The following is a 20,645-nucleotide window of genomic DNA, read 5'->3' on the forward strand; positions in this document are numbered from 1 at the left end:
GACCGCAGGGCCCTCACGAGCCCGGCCGGTCACCGGGCCGGGGGCGGCCTTCGTCGGTCCGCCTGCCGCCCGACCGCTGGCCCTCACGGGCCCGATGGCGGTGCAACCGCAGGCCCTCTCGAGCCGTCCGGCCGTCCGACCGCCGGCCTTCGCCGGTCTGCCGGCCGGTCATCCGACCGGGGTCTTCGCCGGTCGACCGGCCGCCCGACCGCAGGTCCTCGCCGGTCTGCCGGGCGACCGGGTGGGGCCCGCCGGAGTGCGCGGGGCGGGGCCGCCGCCCCGTCCGTCCTACCGGTAGTTCACGAACTGCAGCGCGAAGTCGAAGTCCTTGCCCTTGAGGAGCGCCTGGACGGCCTGCAGGTCGTCACGGGACTTCGAGCTGACCCGCAGCTCGTCCCCCTGAACCTGGGCCTTCACGCCCTTGGGGCCCTCGTCGCGAATGATCTTCGCCACCTTCTTCGCGTTGTCCTGGGAGATGCCCTCCTCGATGGACGCGAAGATCTTGTACTCCTTGCCGGAGAGCTGCGGCTCACCGGCGTCCAGCGACTTCAGGGAGATACCGCGCTTGATCAGCTTGGTCTCGAACACGTCGAGGATCGCCTTCACGCGCTCCTCGGAGTTCGCCTCCATGAGGATCTTCTCGCCGGACCAGGAGATGGAGGCGCCGACGTTCTTGAAGTCGTAGCGCTGCGAGATCTCCTTGGCGGCCTGGTTGAGGGCGTTGTCGACCTCCTGCCGCTCGACCTTCGAGACGATGTCGAAACTGGAGTCGGCCATGTCCTGTGGCTCCTTGTATCGGGGTGCGTGGGGGCGGCCGTCGAGCCCGGCACAGGCCCCGGCCGCATCCGCATAAGCCTAGCCATCCCCCTCCCTCCCCGGCTCGATCAATCGGGTGGCGGAGCACCCCCGGGCATCAGGTATCGTTTACGTCGTTGCCACGGAGCGCCGCCGGAAGGCGGAGTTCAGGCAGCAACCCCGGCGGTGTGCCCGAGCGGCCAAAGGGAGCAGACTGTAAATCTGCCGGCTCAGCCTTCCCAGGTTCGAATCCTGGCGCCGCCACATGAAGGTGAACCCCCTCCGATCTGCGGAAACGTAGAGCGGAGGGGGTTTCTTCGTTGAGGTGGTCCGGAGTGCGCAGGCCGCGGGCGGGGGATCGCTTCGCCATCCGCGTCTGCCACCGGGGCCGGGTCGGGCCGGTCGGCGCGGCGGGTCAGAAGAGGGAGAGCTGGCCCGGGAAATCCGGGACCGCGTAGCCGTCCAGGGTCGGCTGGGCCGCGCCCAGTTGGGCGGGGCGACGCGAGCCGGGACACGAGATCATCTCCCCGCTCTCCCGGACGCCCGGAGGATCGTGCCGAGCGAAGCGGCCCGCGACGACGGCGATCTCCCGGCGGCACTCGGGGCAGTGTCTGCGACGCGATGACATGGCATCAGTGTGCCCCGACGCCGTCCGACCGTGTCGGCCCCTCGGCGTCCGACCGTGTCGACCGCGCACCGCGCCGCCGCCTCGACCGTGTACCGCCCTGCTGCGCCGGTCCCCTGCGCCCGACCCGGTGGCCGTGTCGGGCTGTCGCGCGTTGCGGCACTCCGTGGCGGTGTGGTGCCGGCCGCTTTGGGATTGCGGGGGTGCCGCCGCAGGCGCCGACGGTGCCGCCCGACCCCGGCCGGACCGCGCAGGCACGGACCGTCCGCGGCCGAGCCGCGGCGTGACCGTCTGTGGCCGGGCCAGGGCCCGACCGTGCGCGGCCGGCCCGTCCACGGCCGGCCCGCCCGGCCCGCGGACGGGCGACGGATCAGTTGCCGGCCACCGACTTCACCGCGACCGAGATCGGGGTCGAGCCGCCGATCGCCTCCAGGGTCAGACCCGACGTCGCCGTTGATTCCACCAGCTCCGCGAGGATCGCGGCCACGTCGTCGCGGGGGATCATGCCGCGCCCGGTGGACGCCTCCAGCCGCACGAGTCCGGTGCCGGCGTCGTCGATGAGGCTGCCGGGGCGCAGGATCGTCCAGTCCAAGCCCGTGAGGCCGCGGATATACGCGTCGGCCTCGCCCTTGGCGCGCAGATACGCGTCGAAGATCTCGTCGCCCGCGTGGTCCGGGTCCGCGCCCATCGACGAGACGACCACGTGACGTCGTACGCCCGCCTGCCGTGCCGCGTCGGCGAACAGGATCGCCGCGCCCTTGTCCACGGTCACCTTGCGGTCCGCGCCGCTGCCCGGGCCCGCGCCCGCGGCGAAGACCGCCGCGTCCGCCCCGCTCAGCAGGGCCGCCACTTCCTCCACCGACGCCGACTCCAGATCGCACACGGCCGGCTCGGCTCCGGCCGCGCGCAGGTCGTCGCCCTGCTCCGCGCGGCGGATGAGCCCCACGACCTGCTCTCCGCGCGCGGAGAGCAGCCGCTCCAGGCGCAGCGCGATCTGACCATGACCTCCAGCGATGACAATGCGCATGCCTTCGACCGTACGCCCGGAGGGACCCGTTCGCCGCACAACCCTGTGGACGACTCGTGCGTCACATGGGTGATCACGGTGGATGCGCTGTGCGCAGGGCGTGGGCGGGGGAGCGCCGGTGGCCGCGGCGCCCTGGGGTGCCAGGCGGCGCCCAAGGCTCCCGCGCGGCTCCGGAAGCCGCCGCGGCCGAGGCCGGACGGCCGTCGTCGGCCCGGTGCCGTCGTCGGGCCGGTTCCGTCCGCGTCGGCTCCGCCGTGGTCCGAGAACGAGTGACATGCGAGACAAGGGACGCCGGGCGGCAGCCGCGGCGTCGCGGAGGAGACCGTCATCACCGCCCTACGCACGACCCTCACCGCGGCCGGGTGCACCGTCGCCGTGCTCGCCGCGGCGTCCGCCTGTGGCACCGTCGAGAACCTCACGGCAGGTCAGAAGGTGGACCGTGCCGTCGAACGGATCGGCGAACAGAAGTCCCTCGCCTTCCGGTTGGACCTGGACGCGGACGCCCGGACGATCCGCGACCTGAGTGGCGGCGGCGATCCGGCTGAAGCCGTTCCGCCGTCGATGGCCCGGGCGTTGAGCACCCTGCACGTCGACGTGTCGATCCGCTCGCGCAAGCCGCTCGCGGATTCGCAGGAGAAGGACTTCCTCGGCTCGCGGCTCAAGATATCGGTGGCCGACGGCGTGCTGGCCGAGTACCGCGTCGTCGGCGACTTCACGTACTACCGTACGGACCCCGCGGCCCTCGGCAGCGCGATGGGTTTCCCCGTGCCCTCGCCGGACGACATCCCGCCGGGCCGGGAGGCGATGAAGGAGGTCGCCGAGGGCCACTGGGTGAAGATGAACACCAAGGCCCTGGGGAAGGCGCGGAAGTCCGCGGGAGGCGCCCCGGGGGCCGGCGGACCCGACGCCCGGACGCAGCGGAAGATCCTGGACGCGGTCGGCGCGGTCGTCGGTCGCCGGGTCACCTTCCGTACCGGGGACGGCTCCGAGGGCGTCGAGCACGTCGTGGCGACGGGCAACGTCCGTGACCTGGTCACCGGCATCGTCACTCGGCTCCGGCCGTTTCAGGACGACCTGCCGGGCGGGATGGAACTGCCCACCGCCAGGGACCTCCGCGACGCCCCGGACAAGAAGATCTCCGTCGACTTCACCCTGCGCGACGGCGATCTCCGGCGGCTGCGCGTCGACCTCGCCCCCCTCACCGGGAAGCCCGCGGCCGGTGAACTCCCGCTCGTCGTCGCGTTCACCGAGGCCCGTGACGTCCGCGCGCCGAAGGGAGCGACGGAACTCCCGCCGGGCGCGATGCTCGGCGCCGGCCCGGGAGCGCTGGGCGGCAGCCTGCTCCCCGACCGCGGTCCCACGGGCGGCATCGGGGACGACGGCGACTTCTGAGGGGCCGTACGCGAGGCACGCCCCGCGCAGCCCTCCTGACAGGCCCCTCCTGCCGGACGGCGCCTCCCACCGCGGCGCCCGCTCCGAAGACAGCTCTCCGAGGACGGCTCGTGGGAGACCCCGCCGACTCCGCCCCTCCTCGCCTCCCGGCGGCCGCTCCTTGCCGGAACCGCCCGTCGCCGAGGGCCGGTTCCGCCGAGGCCGGTCCGGCGAGGACCGCGGCGGGTCCGCGCCCTCTCGGCGACGGCTCGTCGCTACGAGGGCTCGCCCCGCCCTTGTCTCGGCAGGTCCAGGCCGGACGCGGTGGCCGAGTTGCAGTACTCGCGCACCGCGCTGGTCCGCGCCACCACACGCCCCCGGTGCACCACGATCCGGCTGTACGCGAGGGACAGCACCCCGTCGAGCCGGTCCCCGCGCACGGCCAGCAACTCGGCCGGGAATCCCGCCTCCACGCGCACCTCGGGCAGACCGAGGGCGGCTCGCGCCGCACGGCTCACCGCCGCGTAGGCGTCCTCGGGGCGCAGGCCGTAGCGGGAGGCGAGCAGGTAGGCGGCCTCCAGGGGGTCGCCGCGGCCCACCGGGTTGGACACGTCCCGCAGGGCGCCGCTGCCCGCCGCGACGCGTACTCCGGCCGACCGCAGCAGCCGCACCGGAGCGGTGTCGCGGCGGTCCGCCGAGCCGCAGCCGCCCTGCGGCAGGCACACCACCGTCACGTCGGCCGCGGCGAGTTGGTCGGCGGCGCGGGCGGCCACCTCGGCCGGCAGCCCGCCGAGCCCACCGCAGGGCCCGAGCGTCACGCCCGGCCGCAGCCCGGCCGCCATCGCCGCGAGCCGGGCGAGGCGGGCGGGGTCGGCGGCGTCCGTGTGCAGGTCGACCGGGCAGCCGTGTTCGGAGGCCAGTTCCAGGGCCGCCTCCACGAAGCCCGCGGGGTCGGGGTCGGCGTCCGGGCAGCCTCCCACCACGGAGGCGCCCATCTTCAGGGCGTCCCGCAGCATGGCCAGGCCGTCGGCCCCGGCCGCGCCGGTCAGCACCCGCGGCATCGCCACCGTCGCCAGTTCGGCCAGCCCGCGCAGCGACCGCCGTACCTGGAGCACGGCGGCCAGCGCGTCGAGTCCCTGGGCGTCTCCGACGCGCACGTGGGAGCGCAACGCCGTCGCCCCGTGGCCGAGTTGCAGCAGAGCCGCCTCGGTCGCCCGGCGCTGGATCTCCCGGTCGTCGTAGGCGAGCGGCCCGCCCCCGTCGGCGGTCAGCGCGGTGTCGCTGTGCGCGTGGGCCTCCGCGGGCGCGGGCAGCAGGAGGTAGCCCTCCAGATCCACCCTCGCCGCGCGGCCCCTGGAGGCACCCGCGAGGCTTCCGGCGGTCCCCACCGCCTCGATGCGCCCGCCGCCGAGCCGTACGTCCACGGACCGGCCGTCGGTGAGGTGCGCCCCGCACAGCAGGAGCGCGGCCGTGTCGGTCTGTCCCGACGAGGAGGGGGGCGGCTGCTGCTGTCGGTCGGGCATCGCACTCCTGGGCTCGGGGGCGGCTGCTGGAGGGACGGCTGCGGAAAGCCGGGACACAAGATCACGCAGCGTGAGTCGAGCCTAGGGCGGCGACCCGGCAACGGCCGGGAGGAGCGCAATAGTCGTACCGGTGTGGTCCGTCGGGGCAGCGTGGTGACCGGGCAGGTGAGCGGTGACCGGGCAGGTCTGCCGGACAGCGGGTGAGCAGAGCACGGCCGCGTGGTGACGCGGCGCGAGGCGACCGTTCGTCCCTGGTCGCCCGCGGCCCGCGGAGTCCCGTGCGGTGCCGTGCTGGGCGGAGTTCGCCCGCGTACCGGCCGGACGCGGGCGCTACGGCAGGGCACCGCACGGCACCGCACGGCAGGGCAGGGCACCGCACCGCACGGCACCGCACCGCACCGCGGCGAGCGTCGGGAGCCTGTGGACCGCTCCGGTCCCCGCGGACTGCTCAGGCCGCGGCGCCGGGGGCGGCCGTGCCGGACCCGGACGGAGCCGCTCTCTCCGGCGCTGTACCGGCGCGGGAGACGGGACCGGCCGGGAGGCCGGGGCGGGGCGTGACGGCGGTGGCGGGGCGTGACAGTGGGCCGCGTACCCGGCCGCCGGGCCCGGTGGGGGAGCCCCTGCGGGGCGGGCGGGTGCTGTTCACCGCCTGTGACGGAGGTGCTGTGCGGGGTGTCCGGGAAGTGGCGTGAACCACCGGGCGGGCGGGGCGGACGAGCCGGATCGGCGGCGCGGGACGGAACGGGACGGGAGGGGGGAACAGGCCGGGGCGGGTGCCGCGAAACGGATTTGGGCGATCGGCGGGCGACCGTGTAATGTCTTCATCGCTCGCCCCAATAGCTCAGTCGGCAGAGCGTCTCCATGGTAAGGAGAAGGTCAACGGTTCGATTCCGTTTTGGGGCTCTGGTGTGTGAGGTTCCCGCCGTGAGGCGGGGCCCGATCGCATCAAAGCGGTGTAGCTCAGTCGGTAGAGCAAGCGGCTCATAATCGCTGTGTCACCGGTTCAAGTCCGGTCACCGCTACTGACAGTAGCCGATTGTGGGGTCGGTCCTTCGATCGGCTACTCTTCTGTGCATTAATGTCCCATCCGTTCGTCAAGGAGCACTCCTGTGGCTGCCACCGACGTCCGCCCGAAGATCACGCTGGCCTGCGTGGAGTGCAAGGAGCGGAACTACATCACCAAGAAGAACCGGCGTAACAACCCGGACCGACTGGAGATGAAGAAGCACTGCCCGCGTTGCAACGCGCACACCGCGCACCGCGAAACGCGATAACTCAGGCTCGTACACGAGGCCGTCCCCTTCGCGGGGGGCGGCCTCGCGTCGTTGTTGCAGCCGTGTCCGGCACGGACCCGGGCGTCCGGGTCCGCGGCGGCCGGGCTTCCCGGCGTCCGCGGTGGACACCGGTGTCAGAGAGCGAAGACAACCAGGAGGTGCCGAGCCGATGGCGCTCGACCAGTCCTTCGTGGGGCGGTCCTACCCGCCCACCGACCCCTACGAGGTCGGCCGGGAGAAGATCCGCGAGTTCGCGGAGGCCGTGGGGGACGACAACCCCGCGTACACGGACCCCGAGGCCGCGCGGGCGCTCGGGCACCCCGACGTGATCGCGCCGCCGACCTTCGTGTTCGCCATCACGTTCAAGGCCGCCGGCCAGGTCGTCCAGGACCCGCAACTGGGCCTCGACTACAGCAGGGTGGTGCACGGCGACCAGAAGTTCGCCTACACCCGTCCCGTGCGCGCCGGCGACCGGCTCACGGTCACCTCGACGATCGAGTCGATCAAGTCCCTCGCGGGCAACGACATTCTGGACATTCGTGGCGAGGTTCACGACGAGGCGGGCGAGCACGTCGTGACGGCGGTCACGAAGCTCGTGGCGCGTGCGGTGGAGGAGGGCTGACATGGCGGCGAAGGTCTCTTACGCGGACGTCGAGGTCGGCACCGAGCTGCCGGCCCGCACGTTCTCCGTGACGCGTGCCACGCTCGTCCGGTACGCGGGCGCCTCCGGGGACTTCAACCCGATCCACTGGAACGAGAAGTTCGCGGTCGAGGTGGGTCTGCCCGACGTCATCGCGCACGGCATGTTCACCATGGCCGAGGCGGTCCGCGTCGTCACCGACTGGGTCGGCGACCCGGGCGCGGTCCTGGAGTACGGGGTCCGCTTCACCAAGCCGGTCGTCGTCCCGAACGACGACAAGGGCGCGACCATCGAGGTCGGCGCCAAGGTCGGCGCCAAGCTCGACGACAACACCGTGCGCGTCGACCTCACGGCGACGAGCGCGGGGCAGAAGGTGCTCGGCATGTCGCGGGCGGTCGTCCGACTCGCCTGAGCCGCGTCCGGCCCCGGGTGCCCGTCGAACCGGCGTCACGGACCCGTCCGTCGCCCCGGCCGGCCCGGGTGCCAGGGAAGGCGAGCGCGGCCGGAAGGCGGTGTGTAAGGGGCGACCGCAGTTGGCGGTCGCCCCTTACGCTTCGCCTCACCTCCGCTCTGCCGCCGCACCCCGTCGCCCGTCCCTGCTCGCGTCCCTTTCCTCGCCTCTCCCCGCCTTTCCTCGCCCTTCCGCGCCCCGCACGCGCCGCCGTCCCTCCGCCGCTCTCCCCACGCTGCGCGACGCCCGTCGCCCCTGGGGCCCCGCCGGGGCGAGGTGGGGCGGGTAGAGCGGGGCAGGGTGAGGCGCGACGCCCCTCACCCCGGGCGCCCCGCCAGGGCGAGGGGTCGGGTGGGGCGAGGCGGGACGACCAACACAGCCCCGTGCGCCCCTTGACGTAGTTAGTGATTGAGCACTAACTTACTTCCATGGTCAGGATGAGCGCAGAGGAGAGGCGCGAGAGCGTCGTCCGCGCGGCGATGAGCGAGTTCGCCCGCGGCGGCTACTTCGGGACGTCCACCGAGGCGATCGCCAAGCGGGTGGGCGTCTCGCAGCCGTATCTCTTCCGGCTCTTCCCCGGCAAGAAGGCGATCTTCCTCGCGGCCTCCGCGCACTGCATGGACCTCACGCGCAGGACCTTCGAGGAGGCGTCCGAGGGGCTGGAGGGCGAGGAGGTCCTGCACTCCATGGCGAACGCCTACGTGAAGCTCATCGCGGAGCATCCGGAACTGCTGCTCATGCAGATGCAGATGTACGTCGCCGTGGCGGCGGCCGAGGAGGCCGGCGACCCCGAGTTCGGCGAAGCGGTGCGGGCCGGCTGGATGCGGCTCTGGGACACGGTCCACGTGCCGCTCGGCGGGCAGGTCGACGGCACGGCGAACTTCATGGCGTACGGGATGCTCATCAACTGCCTGGTGTCGATGGGCTTCCCGCCCGAGCACCGGGTCTGGGAAGGGCTGTACCCCTCGGCGCGGACCACGGGCCGGCTGGAGAAGTAGGGCGGCGGAAGGGGAGTTCCGTGCTTTTCTCTGCCCTCAAAAGTTAGTCAGCAATAACTAACCATTGATCACGGCACCCTCTGGGGGAGCGATGTCACAGCGGACGGCACGGACACACCACAACGGCCCCGGCGAACCGGCCGGACCGTCGGCGCCCGGCGCGGACCAGGCACCCGGAACGCGGCCGGCCGACGCGCCGGCCGGCCGGCGCGGGGGCGCCGGCTGGGCCCTCGTCATCACCAGCGTCGCCGGATTCATGGCGGCCCTGGACAACCTCGTCGTCACCACCGCCCTGCCCTCCATCCGCGAGGACCTCGGGGGAGCGCTGGACGACCTCGAATGGACCGTGAGCGCCTACACGCTCACCTTCGCCGTCCTGCTGATGTTCGGCGCGGCCCTCGGCGACCGCTTCGGCCGCCGCCGGCTCTTCCTCGTGGGCCTGAGCGTCTTCACCGGCGCCTCCGCCGCCGCGGCCATGGCGCCGGGCATCGGCTCGCTCATCGCGGCCCGCGCCGTCCAGGGCGTCGGAGCGGCGATCATGATGCCGTTGACGCTGACCCTGCTGACCGCCGCCGTCCCGGTCGCCCGGCGCGGCATGGCGTACGGCATCTGGGGTGCCGTCAACGGCCTCGCCGTCGCCTCCGGACCCCTCATCGGCGGAAGCCTCACCGAGCACGTCTCCTGGCACTGGATCTTCTGGCTGAACGTCCCGCTGGGACTCGCCGTCCTGCCGCTCGCCCGGCTGCGCCTGGCCGAGTCGTTCGGCAACGGCAACCCGCTGGACGTCCCCGGCACCCTGCTGGCCAGCGGCGGCCTCTTCGGCATCGTCTACGGTCTGGTCCGCGGACCCGCCGAGGGTTGGACCACCCCTGTCGTGCTGACCTCGCTGTTCGCGGGCGGCGCGCTGCTCGCCGGGTTCGTGCTGCACGGGAGCCGGGCCAGGAACGCGATGCTGCCCATGCGGCTCTTCCGGTCCCGCGCCTTCGCCGGGATCAACGCGGCCAGCCTGCTGATGTTCCTCGGCATGTTCGGCTCGATCTTCCTGCTCAGCCAGTACATGCAGGGCGTGCTCGGCTACTCGCCGACCGAGGCGGGCCTGCGGATGCTGCCCTGGACCGGCATGCCGATGCTCGTCGCGCCGATCGCCGGCTACCTCTCCGACCGGATCGGCGGACGCCCCGTCGTGGCGACGGGGCTGTTCCTCCAGGCCGCCGGACTCGCCTACTACGCCGTCGTGGTCGCCGCCGACGCCTCGTACGGCACGCAGCTGCCCGCACTGATCATCAGCGGTGTCGGGATGTCCCTCTACTTCGCTCCCGCGTCCAACCTGGTCATGTCCAGCGTGCGGCCGCAGGAGCAGGGCATCGCCTCCGGCGCGAACAACGCGCTGCGCGAGGTGGGCGGAGCGCTCGGCATCGCGGTCATGTCCTCGATCTTCTCGGCGCAGGGCGGCTACGCGACGGCGCAGAGCTTCATCGACGGACTGCGGCCCGCCCTGGTGGTCGGCGCCGCGACGGTCGCTCTCGCCGGGCTCGCCACGCTGGCCATTCCGCGGGCACCGCGCGCCGAGCGCGTCGCGCCGGCCGTGGCCGGCGGGACCGACGCCGCGACCGGCCCGGTCGGGGAGACGGAAACCGGCCGCCGGGAGACCGGCCCCCTGGAGGCGGCCTCCCGCTGACCGGCCACCGCGACCGCCGGGAACCCCGGCCCGTGTCCGGGACCGCCCCGCCCGACCGGCGGGGCGGTCCCGCGCCGGTCGGGCGGGGTGCGCCCGGCACACGGCGCGGACCGGTGGCCGGGGGCCCGCGCCCCTTCTCGTAGTCTTGGCCCGTGCTGGAACTCCACGATGCCCCGCTCGCCCCGCTGACCACCTTCCGGCTCGGCGGCCCGGCCGCCCGGCTGGTCACCGCCACCACGGACGCCGAGGTCGTCGCCGCCGTGCGCGCCGCCGACGCCGCCGGTACGCCGCTGCTGCTGATCGGCGGAGGATCGAACCTGGTCATCGGTGACGGAGGCTTCGCCGGCACGGCGCTGCGCATCGCCACCCAGGGGTTCGAGCTCGACGGCACGACGCTGGAGCTGGCCGCGGGCGAGGTGTGGACCGACGCGGTCGCCCGCACCGTCGAGGCCGGGCTCGCCGGGATCGAGTGCCTCGCCGGCATCCCCGGCTCCGCGGGCGCCACGCCGATCCAGAACGTGGGCGCCTACGGGCAGGAGGTGTCGTCGACGATCAGCGAGGTGATCGCCTACGACCGGCACACGGGCGAGACGGTCACGCTGACCAACGCCGAGTGCGCCTTCTCCTACCGCCACAGCCGCTTCAAGGCCGAGCCCGACCGCCATGTGGTGCTGCGCGTCCGCTTCGAGCTGGAGGACGCCCAGGGCCTGTCGGCGCCGGTCAAGTACGCGGAGACCGCCCGCACGCTCGGCGTGGAGCCCGGCGACCGGGTCCCCCTCGCCGACGCCCGCGAGACCGTGCTGAAACTGCGCGCCGGCAAGGGCATGGTGCTCGACCCGGACGACCACGACACCTGGTCGGCGGGGTCCTTCTTCACCAACCCGATCCTCACCGACGAGGCGTTCGCCGCGTTCCACGCGCGCGTGAAGGAGCGGCTCGGCGCCGACGCCGCACCGCCCGCGTACCCCGCCGGCGCGGGCCACACCAAGACGTCGGCGGCCTGGCTGATCGACAAGTCGGGCTTCACCAAGGGCTACGGCACCGGCCCGGCCCGCATCTCCACCAAGCACACGCTGGCCCTCACCAACCGGGGCGAGGCCACCACCGAGGATCTTCTGGCGCTGGCCCGCGAGGTCGTCGCCGGGGTGCGTGACGCCTTCGGGATCACGCTGGTCAACGAGCCGGTCACGGTCGGCGTCACCCTCTGACCCACCCGCGCCGCGCCCACAGCCGTCTCATAGAGTCCTCTCGGCCCAGGGGAGGGGACACAACGATGAAGCGTGGTGGAATCCGGCGCACGGTGGTGCCGGCGGTCGTGACGGTGCTGGTGGGCGTTCTGGCGACGGGGTGCGGCAGCCGGCACGCCCCGGCGGACGCGGGGGAGCACGGGAGCGAGCCGGCCAAGGCCTTCGCGAACTCCGCGGAGCTGCCCGAGCGGCTGGCCGAGGACGGTACGACCGTGATGGTCGGCGCGGCCGACGCGGACACCGTGGTGCACGTCTACGAGGACATGCGCTGCCCGGTCTGCGAGGACTTCGAGGAGCGGGGCGGCGGCGGCGCCCTGCGCGACATGACCCTGTCGGGAGAGGTGCGCACCGAGTACACCCTCGCGTCGTTCCTGGACGACCGGCTGGGCGGCAAGGGCTCGCGGCGCGCCGCCAACGCCCTGCGGGCCGCCCTGGAGCAGGACCGGTTCGTCGAGTACCACGACGTCCTCTTCGCCCACCAGCCCGAGGAGAGCGTCGACGGGTACACCGACGCCTTCCTGCTGCGGATGGCCTCCAAGGTCCCCGGTCTGCGCGGCGAGGAGTTCGACGCGTCCGTGCGGACGATGCGGTACGGCCGCTTCGTGGCCGACTCGGAGCGGGCCTACGAGGCGGACGGCGCGGACGGCACGCCCGCGTTCGCCGTGGACGGAAAGCTCCTCGTCGAGCCGCTGCGGAGCGCGCTGTTCGACGAGTCCGCGCTCCCGATGGTGGTCCGCGCGGTCGCCGCCCGGTAGGGCCGCGGGCCCGGGCCCGCGCACCGGCTCGGGGGGTGCGCTCAGGCGGCCAGCCAGTCGTCGACGCCCGCGAGCAGCTTCGCGCGCACGTCCTCCGGCGCGGCCGAGCCGCGGATCGACTGCCGGGCGAGCTCCGCCAGCTCCGCGTCGGTGAAGGCGTGGTCGCGCCGGGCGATCTCGTACTGGGCGGCGAGCCGTGATCCGAAGAGCAGCGGGTCGTCGGCTCCGAGGGCCATCGGGACCCCGGCTTCGAACAGAGTCCTCAAGGGGACGTCGGCGGCCTTCTCGTAGACGCCCAGGGCGACGTTCGAGGCGGGGCACACCTCACAGGTGATCCCGCGGTCCGCGAGCCGCTTCAGCAGCCGCGGGTCCTCGGCGGCCCGCACGCCGTGGCCGATGCGCGAGGCGTGCAGGTCGTCCAGGCAGTCCCGGACGGAGGCGGGGCCGGTCAGTTCGCCGCCGTGCGGCGCGGACAGCAGACCGCCGTCCCGCGCGATCGCGAAGGCCCGGTCGAAGTCCCTGGCCATGCCGCGGCGTTCGTCGTTGGAGAGTCCGAATCCCACGATGCCGCGGTCGGCGTACCGCACGGCGAGGCGGGCCAGCGTCCGGGCGTCCAGCGGGTGCTTCATCCGGTTGGCGGCCACCAGGACGCGCATGCCGAGCCCGGTCTCCCGGACGGCGCAGTCCACCGCGTCCAGGATGACCTCCAGGGCGGGGATCAGACCGCCGAGCCGGGGGGCGTAGGACGTCGGGTCGACCTGGATCTCCAGCCACCCGGAGCCGTCCCTGATGTCCTCCTCGGCGGCCTCGCGGACCAGCCGCCGGATGTCCTCGGGTTCCCTGAGGCAGGACCGGGCGGCGTCGTAGAGGCGCTGGAAGCGGAACCAGCCGCGCTCGTCGGTGGCCCGCAGTTTCGGGGGCTCCCCGCTGGTCAGCGCGTCCGGCAGGCGGACGCCGTACTTGTCGGCCAGTTCCAGCAGGGTCGTGGACCGCATCGACCCGGTGAAGTGCAGGTGCAGATGGGCCTTCGGCAGTTCACTGACATCACGTACACGCTCCATCCCAGGATCTTGCCGCACCCGGGCGGCGTGCCGGTAGCGCTTTCTCTGATCGGGGGCTTGCCCGAACGAAAGAGCGGGGGCCGGCCGCATCGAGGCGGCCGGCCCCCGCTCACGCGCGTGGAGCTCGTCGTCACGGGCGCCGCGGGGGGCGTCCGGGGAGGCGGGAGGTCAGTCCCGCGCCTCGGCGAGCAGCTTCTGGACGCGGCTGACGCCCTCGACGAGGTCCTCGTCGCCCAGGGCGTAGGAGAGCCGCAGGTAGCCGGGCGTCCCGAACGCCTCGCCGGGGACGACCGCCACCTCGGCCTCCTCCAGGATCAGGGCGGCCAGCTCGACGGTGTCCGCGGGGCGCTTGCCGCGGATCTCCTTGCCGAGCAGCTCCTTCACCGAGGGGTACGCGTAGAAGGCGCCCTCGGGCTCGGGGCAGAGCACGCCGTCGATCTCGTTGAGCATCCGCACGATGGTCTTGCGGCGGCGGTCGAAGGCCTCGCGCATCGTCGCGACGGCCGCGAGGTCGCCGGAGACGGCGGCGAGCGCGGCGACCTGGGCCACGTTGGAGACGTTGGAGGTGGCGTGCGACTGGAGGTTGGTCGCGGCCTTGACGACGTCCTTGGGGCCGATGACCCAGCCCACCCGCCAGCCGGTCATCGCGTAGGTCTTGGCGACGCCGTTGACGACGATGCACTTGTCGCGCAGCTCGGGCACCACCACGGGCAGGGAGTGGAACTCCGCGTCGCCGTAGACCAGGTGCTCGTAGATCTCGTCGGTCAGGACCCACAGGCCCTTCTCGGCGGCCCAGCGGCCGATCTCCTCGATCTGCTCGCGGGAGTAGACCGCGCCCGTCGGGTTGGACGGCGAGACGAAGAGCAGCACCTTGGTGTTCTCGGTGCGCGCGGCCTCCAGCTGCTCGACCGAGACCCGGTAGCCGGTGGTCTCGTCGGCGACGACGTCCACCGGGACACCGCCGGCAAGGCGGATCGACTCCGGGTAGGTCGTCCAGTACGGCGCGGGGACGATGACCTCGTCGCCCGGGTCGAGGATCGCGGCGAACGCCTCGTAGATGGCCTGCTTGCCGCCGTTGGTGACGAGGACCTGCGCGGCCTCGACCTCGTAGCCGGAGTCGCGCAGGGTCTTGGCGGCGATGGCGGCCTTCAGCTCGGGGAGCCCGCCGGCCGGCGTGTAGCGGTGGTACTTGGGGTTCGAGCAGGCATCGACGGCCGCCTGCACGATGTAGTCGGGGGTCGGGAAGTCGGGCTCACCGGCGCCGAAGCCGATCACCGGACGTCCGGCGGCCTTGAGGGCCTTGGCCTTGGCGTCCACGGCGAGAGTGGCGGACTCGGAGATCGCGCCGACTCGGGCGGAGACCCGGCGCTCGGTGGGAGGGGTTGCAGCGCTCATGGCACCCATCGTTTCAGACCGGAAACGCCCCCGGCACGCGGGTTTCACAGAGTGAACCGCGCCAGAACATCCGTCCGCATCCACGCGCCTCACCAGTCGATCTTCAGCGGAGGAGACCTGGACGGACACTTTCTGTTCGACGCCCGGCTCGGGAGCACGTACACTCTCACCTCGTTGGCCTTCACCGGCCGCAGTCATCCGGTGCACACCGAGCACCCGGGCGGATGCGGTACGTTGGGGGAAATCAAAGGGTCGTAGCTCAATTGGTAGAGCACTGGTCTCCAAAACCAGCGGTTGGGGGTTCAAGTCCCTCCGGCCCTGCTACACACACCTTTCGCCAGGATGTGTGCGCATGTACGTACTGCAATGCACCGCCGTGCGGCTCCACCGGGCGCGGCACGGCCACGACCCGGAATCAGGTGAGGACGAGTGACGGACGCCGTGGGCTCCATCGACATGCCTGATGCCGAGGCGCCCGAGTCCAAGAAGCCGCGCAAGGGCGGTAAGCGTGCCAAGAAGGGCCCGCTGAAGCGCCTTGCCACCTTCTACCGCCAGATCGTCGCGGAGCTCCGCAAGGTCGTCTGGCCGACTCGCAACCAGCTCACGACGTACACCACCGTGGTGATTGTCTTCGTCGTCATCATGATCGGCCTGGTGACCGTGATTGACTATGGGCTCAACCACGCCGCCAAGTACGTCTTCGGCTGAGCCGAGAGCGAAGGGCGCCGTCACCGGCGCCCCTTTCGCGTGTTCCACCCCCATGTAACCAGGAAGAAGCAGCCACCGTGTCTGACCCGAACCTGAACGGCGCCTCCGAGTCGGTCGAGTCCGTTGACGACGAGCTCGAGATCGTCGAGGGAGCGGACGTCGTGGACGAGTTCGAGGCTGCCGATGCCGCCGCCGGCGAGCCCGCCGAGGACGCGGCCCTGCACGTCGAGGACGAGTCCGGTGCGGACGCCGCGGACGACGCGGACGAGGACGCGCCCGCAGCGGCCGATGCCGATGCCGATGCCGACGCCCCCGAGGCCGCCGAGGCCGAGGAAGAGGCCGAGCCCGTCGACCCCGTGACCGCCCTGCGCGAGGAGCTGCGCACGCTCCCGGGCGAGTGGTACGTCATCCACACGTACGCCGGTTACGAGAACCGCGTGAAGACCAACCTCGAACAGCGTGCCGTCTCGCTGAACGTCGAGGACTTCATCTTCCAGGCCGAGGTGCCGCAGGAAGAGGTCGCGCAGATCAAGAACGGCGAGCGCAAGACCATCAAGCAGAACAAGCTCCCGGGCTACGTCCTGGTCCGCATGGACCTGACGAACGAGTCCTGGGGCGTCGTGCGCAACACTCCCGGCGTCACCGGCTTCGTGGGCAACGCCTACGACCCGTACCCGCTGACCCTGGACGAGATCGTCAAGATGCTCGCCCCGGAGGCCGAGGAGAAGGCCGCCCGCGAGGCCGCCGAGGCCGAGGGCAAGCCGGCGCCGCAGCGCAAGGTCGAGGTCCAGGTGCTGGACTTCGAGGTCGGCGACTCCGTCACCGTCACCGACGGCCCGTTCGCCACGCTCCAGGCCACGATCAACGAGATCAACGCCGACTCGAAGAAGGTCAAGGGCCTCGTCGAGATCTTCGGCCGCGAGACCCCGGTCGAGCTCTCCTTCGACCAGATCCAGAAGAACTAGCACCTTCTGGACGTACGTCTTCCGAACAGGTCAGACGGGCTGTCGCAGCCGGTCTGACCTGCTCGGTTTTTGGCCGCGCATGGATACCCGTTATCGTTGTGCGGTATGCCTCCATCCGGATCATTGGTCCGTCTGGAGGCAGCCGTCCGGGGCGACTCGGACGTAGGAAGGCGAAAACGAAAGAGGACCCGGAATGCCTCCCAAGAAGAAGAAGGTCACGGGGCTCATCAAGCTCCAGATCCAGGCCGGTGCGGCCAACCCGGCTCCGCCGGTCGGCCCCGCGCTCGGTCAGCACGGCGTCAACATCATGGAGTTCTGCAAGGCCTACAACGCCGCGACCGAGTCGCAGCGTGGCTGGGTCATCCCGGTGGAGATCACGGTCTACGAGGACCGCTCCTTCACCTTCATCACCAAGACCCCGCCGGCCGCCAAGATGATCCTCAAGGCCGCGGGTGTCGAGAAGGGCTCCGGGGAGCCGCACAAGACCAAGGTCGCCAAGATCACCGAGGCGCAGGTCCGCGAGATCGCCACGACCAAGATGCCCGACCTCAACGCCAACGACCTGGACGCCGCGTCGAAGATCATCGCCGGCACCGCCCGTTCCATGGGCATCACGGTCGAGGGCTGACACCCACCTTCGTAGGAAATCCGCGGCTCCGGCCGCACGTGGCAGGGCCTGCTCGGCCCACACCACGACTCCTCAGAACACATCAGGAGCAGTAGTGAGCAAGCGCAGCAAGTCTCTCCGCGCTGCGGACGCCAAGGTCGACCGGGAGAAGCTGTACGCCCCGCTCGAGGCCGTCCGTCTCGCCAAGGAGACCTCCACGAGCAAGTTCGACGGCACCGTCGAGGTCGCCTTCCGCCTGGGTGTCGACCCGCGCAAGGCCGACCAGATGGTCCGTGGCACCGTGAACCTGCCGCACGGCACCGGCAAGACCGCCCGGGTCCTGGTCTTCGCGACCGGTGACCGTGCTGCGGCCGCGGAGGCCGCGGGCGCCGACATCGTCGGCTCCGACGAACTGATCGACGAGGTCGCGAAGGGCCGTCTGGACTTCGACGCCGTCGTCGCCACCCCGGACCTCATGGGCAAGGTCGGCCGCCTCGGCCGCGTGCTCGGTCCCCGTGGTCTCATGCCGAACCCCAAGACCGGCACCGTGACCCCCGACGTCGCCAAGGCCGTCACCGACATCAAGGGCGGCAAGATCGAGTTCCGCGTCGACAAGCACTCGAACCTGCACTTCATCATCGGCAAGGTGTCCTTCGACGACACCAAGCTGGTGGAGAACTACGGTGCGGCCCTCGACGAGATCCTTCGTCTGAAGCCGTCCGCCGCCAAGGGCCGCTACATCAAGAAGGCCGCGATCAGCTCGACGATCGGCCCCGGCGTCCCCGTCGACCCCAACCGCACCCGCAACCTCCTCGTCGAGGAGGACCCGGCCGCCGTCTGAGCCCTCCGCTCACCCCGGTGACCGCGTCGCGCACGCGTCTTCGAGACGGGCCCCGCATCTTTCGAGGTGCGGGGCCCGTCCTCGTGTCCGGACCCGTCCGGCCGGCCCGCGGTGGCGGACCGGCAGCGCCCTCGTGCGGGCCCGGAACGGCTCCGTCGCCGCCCGGCCTCCCGGGGCGGCGGACACGGCCGCTCCGAAGCGGTCCGGCACCGCGGTGGCCGGGCGGACGGAAAACCCCGAGGACCGCCGGCAGACCCCTCGGGTATGTTCATGGCGCATCGAATCTGTGAATCGCTCATCAGTTTCCTGGGGGGAATCCATGAGGCATGTTCCGCACACCTCGGTACGTCGGGGCGCCACCACCGCGGTCCTCGCGACGCTCGTTCTCGGCGGGGGAGCGGTGGCCTGCTCCCGGGGGGCCGACGAGTCGCCGGAGATGACGCCCGCCGCGGCGGTGGCGAAGGCCGCGAAGAACACCGACGAGATCACCTCGCTGCGCTACCGGATCACCGGCAAGGTCCCCGAGGAGGGCACGGTCGACGGCGAGGCGGCGATGACGATGAAGCCGCTGGCCATGAGCATGAAGATGACGTCGAGCGCGGCGGACTCCGACGGTCCGGTCGAGATGCGGGTGGTGGACGGCGCCCTGTACATCGGCGGCGGCGCCGCGGCGGCCGAGGAGATGGACGGCAAGAGCTGGATCAAGTTCGACATGTCGTCCGCCGGTGCCGGCAAGGGCATGGGCGCGGACCGGCTCGGTGGCCAGGCGGACAAGAACCCGGCGGCCGAGTCCACCTTGCTCACCGGGTCGAAGAACGTGCGCAAGGTCGGCACCGAGACCGTCGGGGGCGCGAAGACCACGCACTACGCGGGCTCGGTCACCCTCGACGACTTCCGCGACACGCTCAAGGGCGAGGACAAGGCCGTGCGCGAGCAGCGGGAGAAGAGTCTCGCCGCGTACGAGGAGATGGGTGTCGACACCCTCACGATGGACGCGTGGATCGACGGCGACGACCGCACCAAGCGGTTCCGCATGCGCGGCGACGCCGACAAGGGCCCGCTCGACATGACCGTCACCTTCCTCGACTACAACAAGCCGGTGACCGTGAAGGCCCCGCCCGCCGAGGACGTGACCGACCTCGCCGCGATGATGAAGGAGCTGCAGGAGGGCTGATCCGGACGGCGGTCCGCCCGCCGGGGCGGTGGACGGACCGCCGCCCCGGCGCACCGGGGGTCGACCGGTGCGCTGGGCCGTTCGGCCGGATTTGCTTGACGGAGTCGCCTTCGCGTACTCTCCTCCAGAAGCCAAAGACCGCTGGTCGTTGCCCCGCACTCGCAAGAGGGCGTGGTGGCCGAAGGATCCGCTGGAACAGTGGACGACCCGCGCAGGTGACTGTGGACATGCTCCCGGACCGTGCCGCCCAGTGTGCGGATCATCCGGTCGAGCTACGCCCCGTGCGCCTGCGCCGGGGCGTTTTGTTGTGTCGGCCCTTCTGAGCGGTCCTCATCACCCGGAAGGAGGCCACGCTTATGGCAAGGCCCGACAAGGCTGCCGCGGTAGCCGAGCTCGCGGACCAGTTCCGCAGCTCGAACGCCGCCGTGCTGACCGAGTACCGGGGTCTCACCGTGGCGCAGCTCAAGACGCTGCGTCGTTCGCTCGGTGAAGACGCCCAGTACGCCGTGGTGAAGAACACGCTGACCAAGATTGCGGCCAACGAGGCCGGGATCTCCACGCTCGACGACCTGTTCAACGGTCCGACGGCGGTCGCCTTCATTGCCGGTGACCCGGTGACGTCGGCGAAGGGTCTTCGTGACTTCGCCAAGGACAACCCGAACCTCGTCATCAAGGGCGGTGTCCTTGACGGCAAGGCGCTGTCCGCCGACGAGATCAAGAAGCTTGCGGACCTCGAGTCCCGCGAGGTTCTGCTCGCCAAGCTGGCGGGTGCCTTCAAGGGCAAGCAGACGCAGACTGCGCAGCTCTTCCAGGCGCTCCCCTCGAAGTTCGTCCGCACCGCGGAGGCGCTTCGTGCCAAGCAGGCCGAGCAGGGCGGTGCCGAGTAATTCGGCTCGCGCAGTGACCGCCGCCTGAGGCGACGGTCGTAGCGGGCCGAACGTACGCCCGCCTCACCAGTACATCCCGGCACCAGCCGAATTAGTGGAAGGATCGCCCATCATGGCGAAGCTCAGCCAGGAAGACCTGCTCGCGCAGTTCGAGGAGATGACCCTCATCGAGCTCTCCGAGTTCGTGAAGGCCTTCGAGGAGAAGTTCGACGTCACCGCCGCCGCGGCCGTCGCCGTTGCCGCCGGTCCGGCCCAGGGTGGTGGCGACGCCGCCGCCGCCGAGGAGCAGGACGAGTTCGACGTCATCCTCACGGGTGCCGGCGACAAGAAGATCCAGGTCATCAAGGTCGTGCGTGAGCTGACCTCGCTGGGTCTGAAGGAGGCCAAGGACCTCGTCGACGGCGCTCCGAAGCCGGTCCTCGAGAAGGTCGCCAAGGAGGCCGCCGAGAAGGCCGCCGAGTCCCTCAAGGGCGCCGGCGCCTCCGTCGAGGTCAAGTAACTCGACGGAGCCCCTCAAGGGCTCCTGTGAAGCCGGTACAGCCGCTCTCGTAGCGCTGTAACGCCGACGCACCGAAGAGCGATCACCCAACTGGGTGGTCGCTCTTCGGCGTTGCCGGGGGTTC

21 protein-coding genes and 4 tRNA genes are annotated in these 20,645 nt (G+C 71.7%); 19 read left to right on the top strand and 6 right to left on the bottom strand.

The window, feature by feature from the left end; all coding sequences use genetic code 11:
• Positions 1-288: 288 nt before the first annotated feature.
• Positions 289-777: a YajQ family cyclic di-GMP-binding protein gene (locus ACGFS9_RS16475; RefSeq protein WP_366697161.1), complete on the bottom strand. Its 489-nt coding sequence runs from the start codon at positions 775-777 to the stop codon at positions 289-291.
• Positions 778-977: 200 nt separating this feature from the next.
• On the opposite strand from ACGFS9_RS16475, the gene ACGFS9_RS16480 reads away from it, so the two are divergent.
• Positions 978-1,059: transfer RNA gene (locus ACGFS9_RS16480), tRNA-Tyr, on the top strand.
• 151 nt (positions 1,060-1,210) lie between these two features.
• Here the strand turns inward: ACGFS9_RS16480 and ACGFS9_RS16485 are convergent.
• A complete protein-coding gene (locus tag ACGFS9_RS16485; RefSeq protein WP_393253819.1) occupies positions 1,211-1,423 on the bottom strand; it encodes a hypothetical protein in 213 nt (70 codons plus the stop codon).
• A 367-nt stretch (positions 1,424-1,790) separates the two neighbouring features.
• Positions 1,791-2,447, bottom strand: coding sequence for an SDR family oxidoreductase (locus ACGFS9_RS16490; RefSeq protein WP_393253821.1), 657 nt, complete (start codon positions 2,445-2,447; stop codon positions 1,791-1,793).
• Positions 2,448-2,822: 375 nt separating this feature from the next.
• On the opposite strand from ACGFS9_RS16490, the gene ACGFS9_RS16495 reads away from it, so the two are divergent.
• On the top strand, positions 2,823-3,839 hold the full coding sequence (locus ACGFS9_RS16495; RefSeq protein ID WP_393253823.1) for a hypothetical protein: 1,017 nt from the start codon (positions 2,823-2,825) through the stop codon (positions 3,837-3,839).
• 254 nt (positions 3,840-4,093) lie between these two features.
• Here the strand turns inward: ACGFS9_RS16495 and ACGFS9_RS16500 are convergent, their stop codons facing one another.
• Positions 4,094-5,341, bottom strand: coding sequence for an amidohydrolase family protein (locus ACGFS9_RS16500; RefSeq protein ID WP_393253824.1), 1,248 nt, complete (start codon positions 5,339-5,341; stop codon positions 4,094-4,096).
• 830 nt (positions 5,342-6,171) lie between these two features.
• Between ACGFS9_RS16500 and ACGFS9_RS16505 the strand changes: the two genes are divergently transcribed.
• From ACGFS9_RS16505 to ACGFS9_RS16545, 9 genes are all read left to right on the top strand, one after another.
• Positions 6,172-6,244, top strand: a tRNA-Thr gene (locus ACGFS9_RS16505).
• 46 nt (positions 6,245-6,290) lie between these two features.
• Positions 6,291-6,363: transfer RNA gene (locus tag ACGFS9_RS16510), tRNA-Met, on the top strand.
• Positions 6,364-6,450: 87 nt separating this feature from the next.
• Positions 6,451-6,615: a 50S ribosomal protein L33 gene (rpmG, locus tag ACGFS9_RS16515; RefSeq protein WP_003948671.1), complete on the top strand. Its 165-nt coding sequence runs from the start codon at positions 6,451-6,453 to the stop codon at positions 6,613-6,615.
• Positions 6,616-6,784: 169 nt separating this feature from the next.
• Positions 6,785-7,237 (top strand): MaoC family dehydratase N-terminal domain-containing protein, encoded by a 453-nt coding sequence (locus ACGFS9_RS16520; protein WP_393253826.1) that lies wholly within the window; start codon positions 6,785-6,787, stop codon positions 7,235-7,237.
• Between the two features lies 1 nt (position 7,238).
• Positions 7,239-7,667, top strand: coding sequence for a MaoC family dehydratase (locus ACGFS9_RS16525; RefSeq protein WP_393253828.1), 429 nt, complete (start codon positions 7,239-7,241; stop codon positions 7,665-7,667).
• Between the two features lie 467 nt (positions 7,668-8,134).
• Positions 8,135-8,704, top strand: a complete 570-nt coding sequence (locus ACGFS9_RS16530; RefSeq protein ID WP_393253830.1) for a TetR/AcrR family transcriptional regulator — start codon at positions 8,135-8,137, stop codon at positions 8,702-8,704.
• Between the two features lie 91 nt (positions 8,705-8,795).
• Entirely contained in the window at positions 8,796-10,382 is a 1,587-nt protein-coding gene (locus ACGFS9_RS16535; protein WP_393253831.1) for a DHA2 family efflux MFS transporter permease subunit, read from the top strand.
• Positions 10,383-10,534: 152 nt separating this feature from the next.
• Positions 10,535-11,590, top strand: a complete 1,056-nt coding sequence (locus tag ACGFS9_RS16540; RefSeq protein ID WP_393253832.1) for a UDP-N-acetylmuramate dehydrogenase — start codon at positions 10,535-10,537, stop codon at positions 11,588-11,590.
• 65 nt (positions 11,591-11,655) lie between these two features.
• Positions 11,656-12,384 carry a DsbA family protein gene (locus tag ACGFS9_RS16545; protein WP_393253833.1) on the top strand — a complete coding sequence of 243 codons (729 nt, stop codon included), beginning with the start codon at positions 11,656-11,658 and terminating at the stop codon, positions 12,382-12,384.
• A 41-nt stretch (positions 12,385-12,425) separates the two neighbouring features.
• Here ACGFS9_RS16545 and ACGFS9_RS16550 read toward each other — a convergent pair whose 3' ends face one another.
• Both ACGFS9_RS16550 and ACGFS9_RS16555 read right to left on the bottom strand, forming a co-directional pair.
• On the bottom strand, positions 12,426-13,445 hold the full coding sequence (locus ACGFS9_RS16550) for an adenosine deaminase (protein WP_393253835.1): 1,020 nt from the start codon (positions 13,443-13,445) through the stop codon (positions 12,426-12,428).
• Between the two features lie 168 nt (positions 13,446-13,613).
• On the bottom strand, positions 13,614-14,840 hold the full coding sequence (locus ACGFS9_RS16555; protein WP_393253837.1) for a pyridoxal phosphate-dependent aminotransferase: 1,227 nt from the start codon (positions 14,838-14,840) through the stop codon (positions 13,614-13,616).
• A gap of 248 nt (positions 14,841-15,088) precedes the next feature.
• Between ACGFS9_RS16555 and ACGFS9_RS16560 the strand changes: the two genes are divergently transcribed.
• From ACGFS9_RS16560 to rplL, 8 genes are all read left to right on the top strand, one after another.
• A tRNA-Trp gene (locus tag ACGFS9_RS16560) sits at positions 15,089-15,161 on the top strand.
• A gap of 108 nt (positions 15,162-15,269) precedes the next feature.
• Positions 15,270-15,548, top strand: a complete 279-nt coding sequence (secE, locus tag ACGFS9_RS16565; protein WP_081218863.1) for a preprotein translocase subunit SecE — start codon at positions 15,270-15,272, stop codon at positions 15,546-15,548.
• Between the two features lie 77 nt (positions 15,549-15,625).
• Positions 15,626-16,513, top strand: coding sequence for a transcription termination/antitermination protein NusG (gene nusG, locus ACGFS9_RS16570; RefSeq protein ID WP_393253838.1), 888 nt, complete (start codon positions 15,626-15,628; stop codon positions 16,511-16,513).
• Between the two features lie 193 nt (positions 16,514-16,706).
• Positions 16,707-17,141: a 50S ribosomal protein L11 gene (gene rplK / locus ACGFS9_RS16575; RefSeq protein ID WP_016645192.1), complete on the top strand. Its 435-nt coding sequence runs from the start codon at positions 16,707-16,709 to the stop codon at positions 17,139-17,141.
• 94 nt (positions 17,142-17,235) lie between these two features.
• Positions 17,236-17,961 carry a 50S ribosomal protein L1 gene (gene rplA / locus ACGFS9_RS16580; protein WP_393253840.1) on the top strand — a complete coding sequence of 242 codons (726 nt, stop codon included), beginning with the start codon at positions 17,236-17,238 and terminating at the stop codon, positions 17,959-17,961.
• A gap of 319 nt (positions 17,962-18,280) precedes the next feature.
• A complete protein-coding gene (locus ACGFS9_RS16585) occupies positions 18,281-19,135 on the top strand; it encodes a DUF1396 domain-containing protein (RefSeq protein WP_393253842.1) in 855 nt (284 codons plus the stop codon).
• A gap of 356 nt (positions 19,136-19,491) precedes the next feature.
• Complete coding sequence (rplJ, locus tag ACGFS9_RS16590) at positions 19,492-20,022, top strand: 50S ribosomal protein L10 (protein WP_393253844.1); 531 nt, start codon at positions 19,492-19,494, stop codon at positions 20,020-20,022.
• Positions 20,023-20,134: 112 nt separating this feature from the next.
• Positions 20,135-20,521 (top strand): 50S ribosomal protein L7/L12, encoded by a 387-nt coding sequence (gene rplL, locus ACGFS9_RS16595; protein ID WP_393253845.1) that lies wholly within the window; start codon positions 20,135-20,137, stop codon positions 20,519-20,521.
• Positions 20,522-20,645 lie beyond the last annotated feature (124 nt).

The organism is Streptomyces sp. NPDC048566 (assembly GCF_043199735.1).
GTDB lineage: Bacteria > Actinomycetota > Actinomycetes > Streptomycetales > Streptomycetaceae > Streptomyces.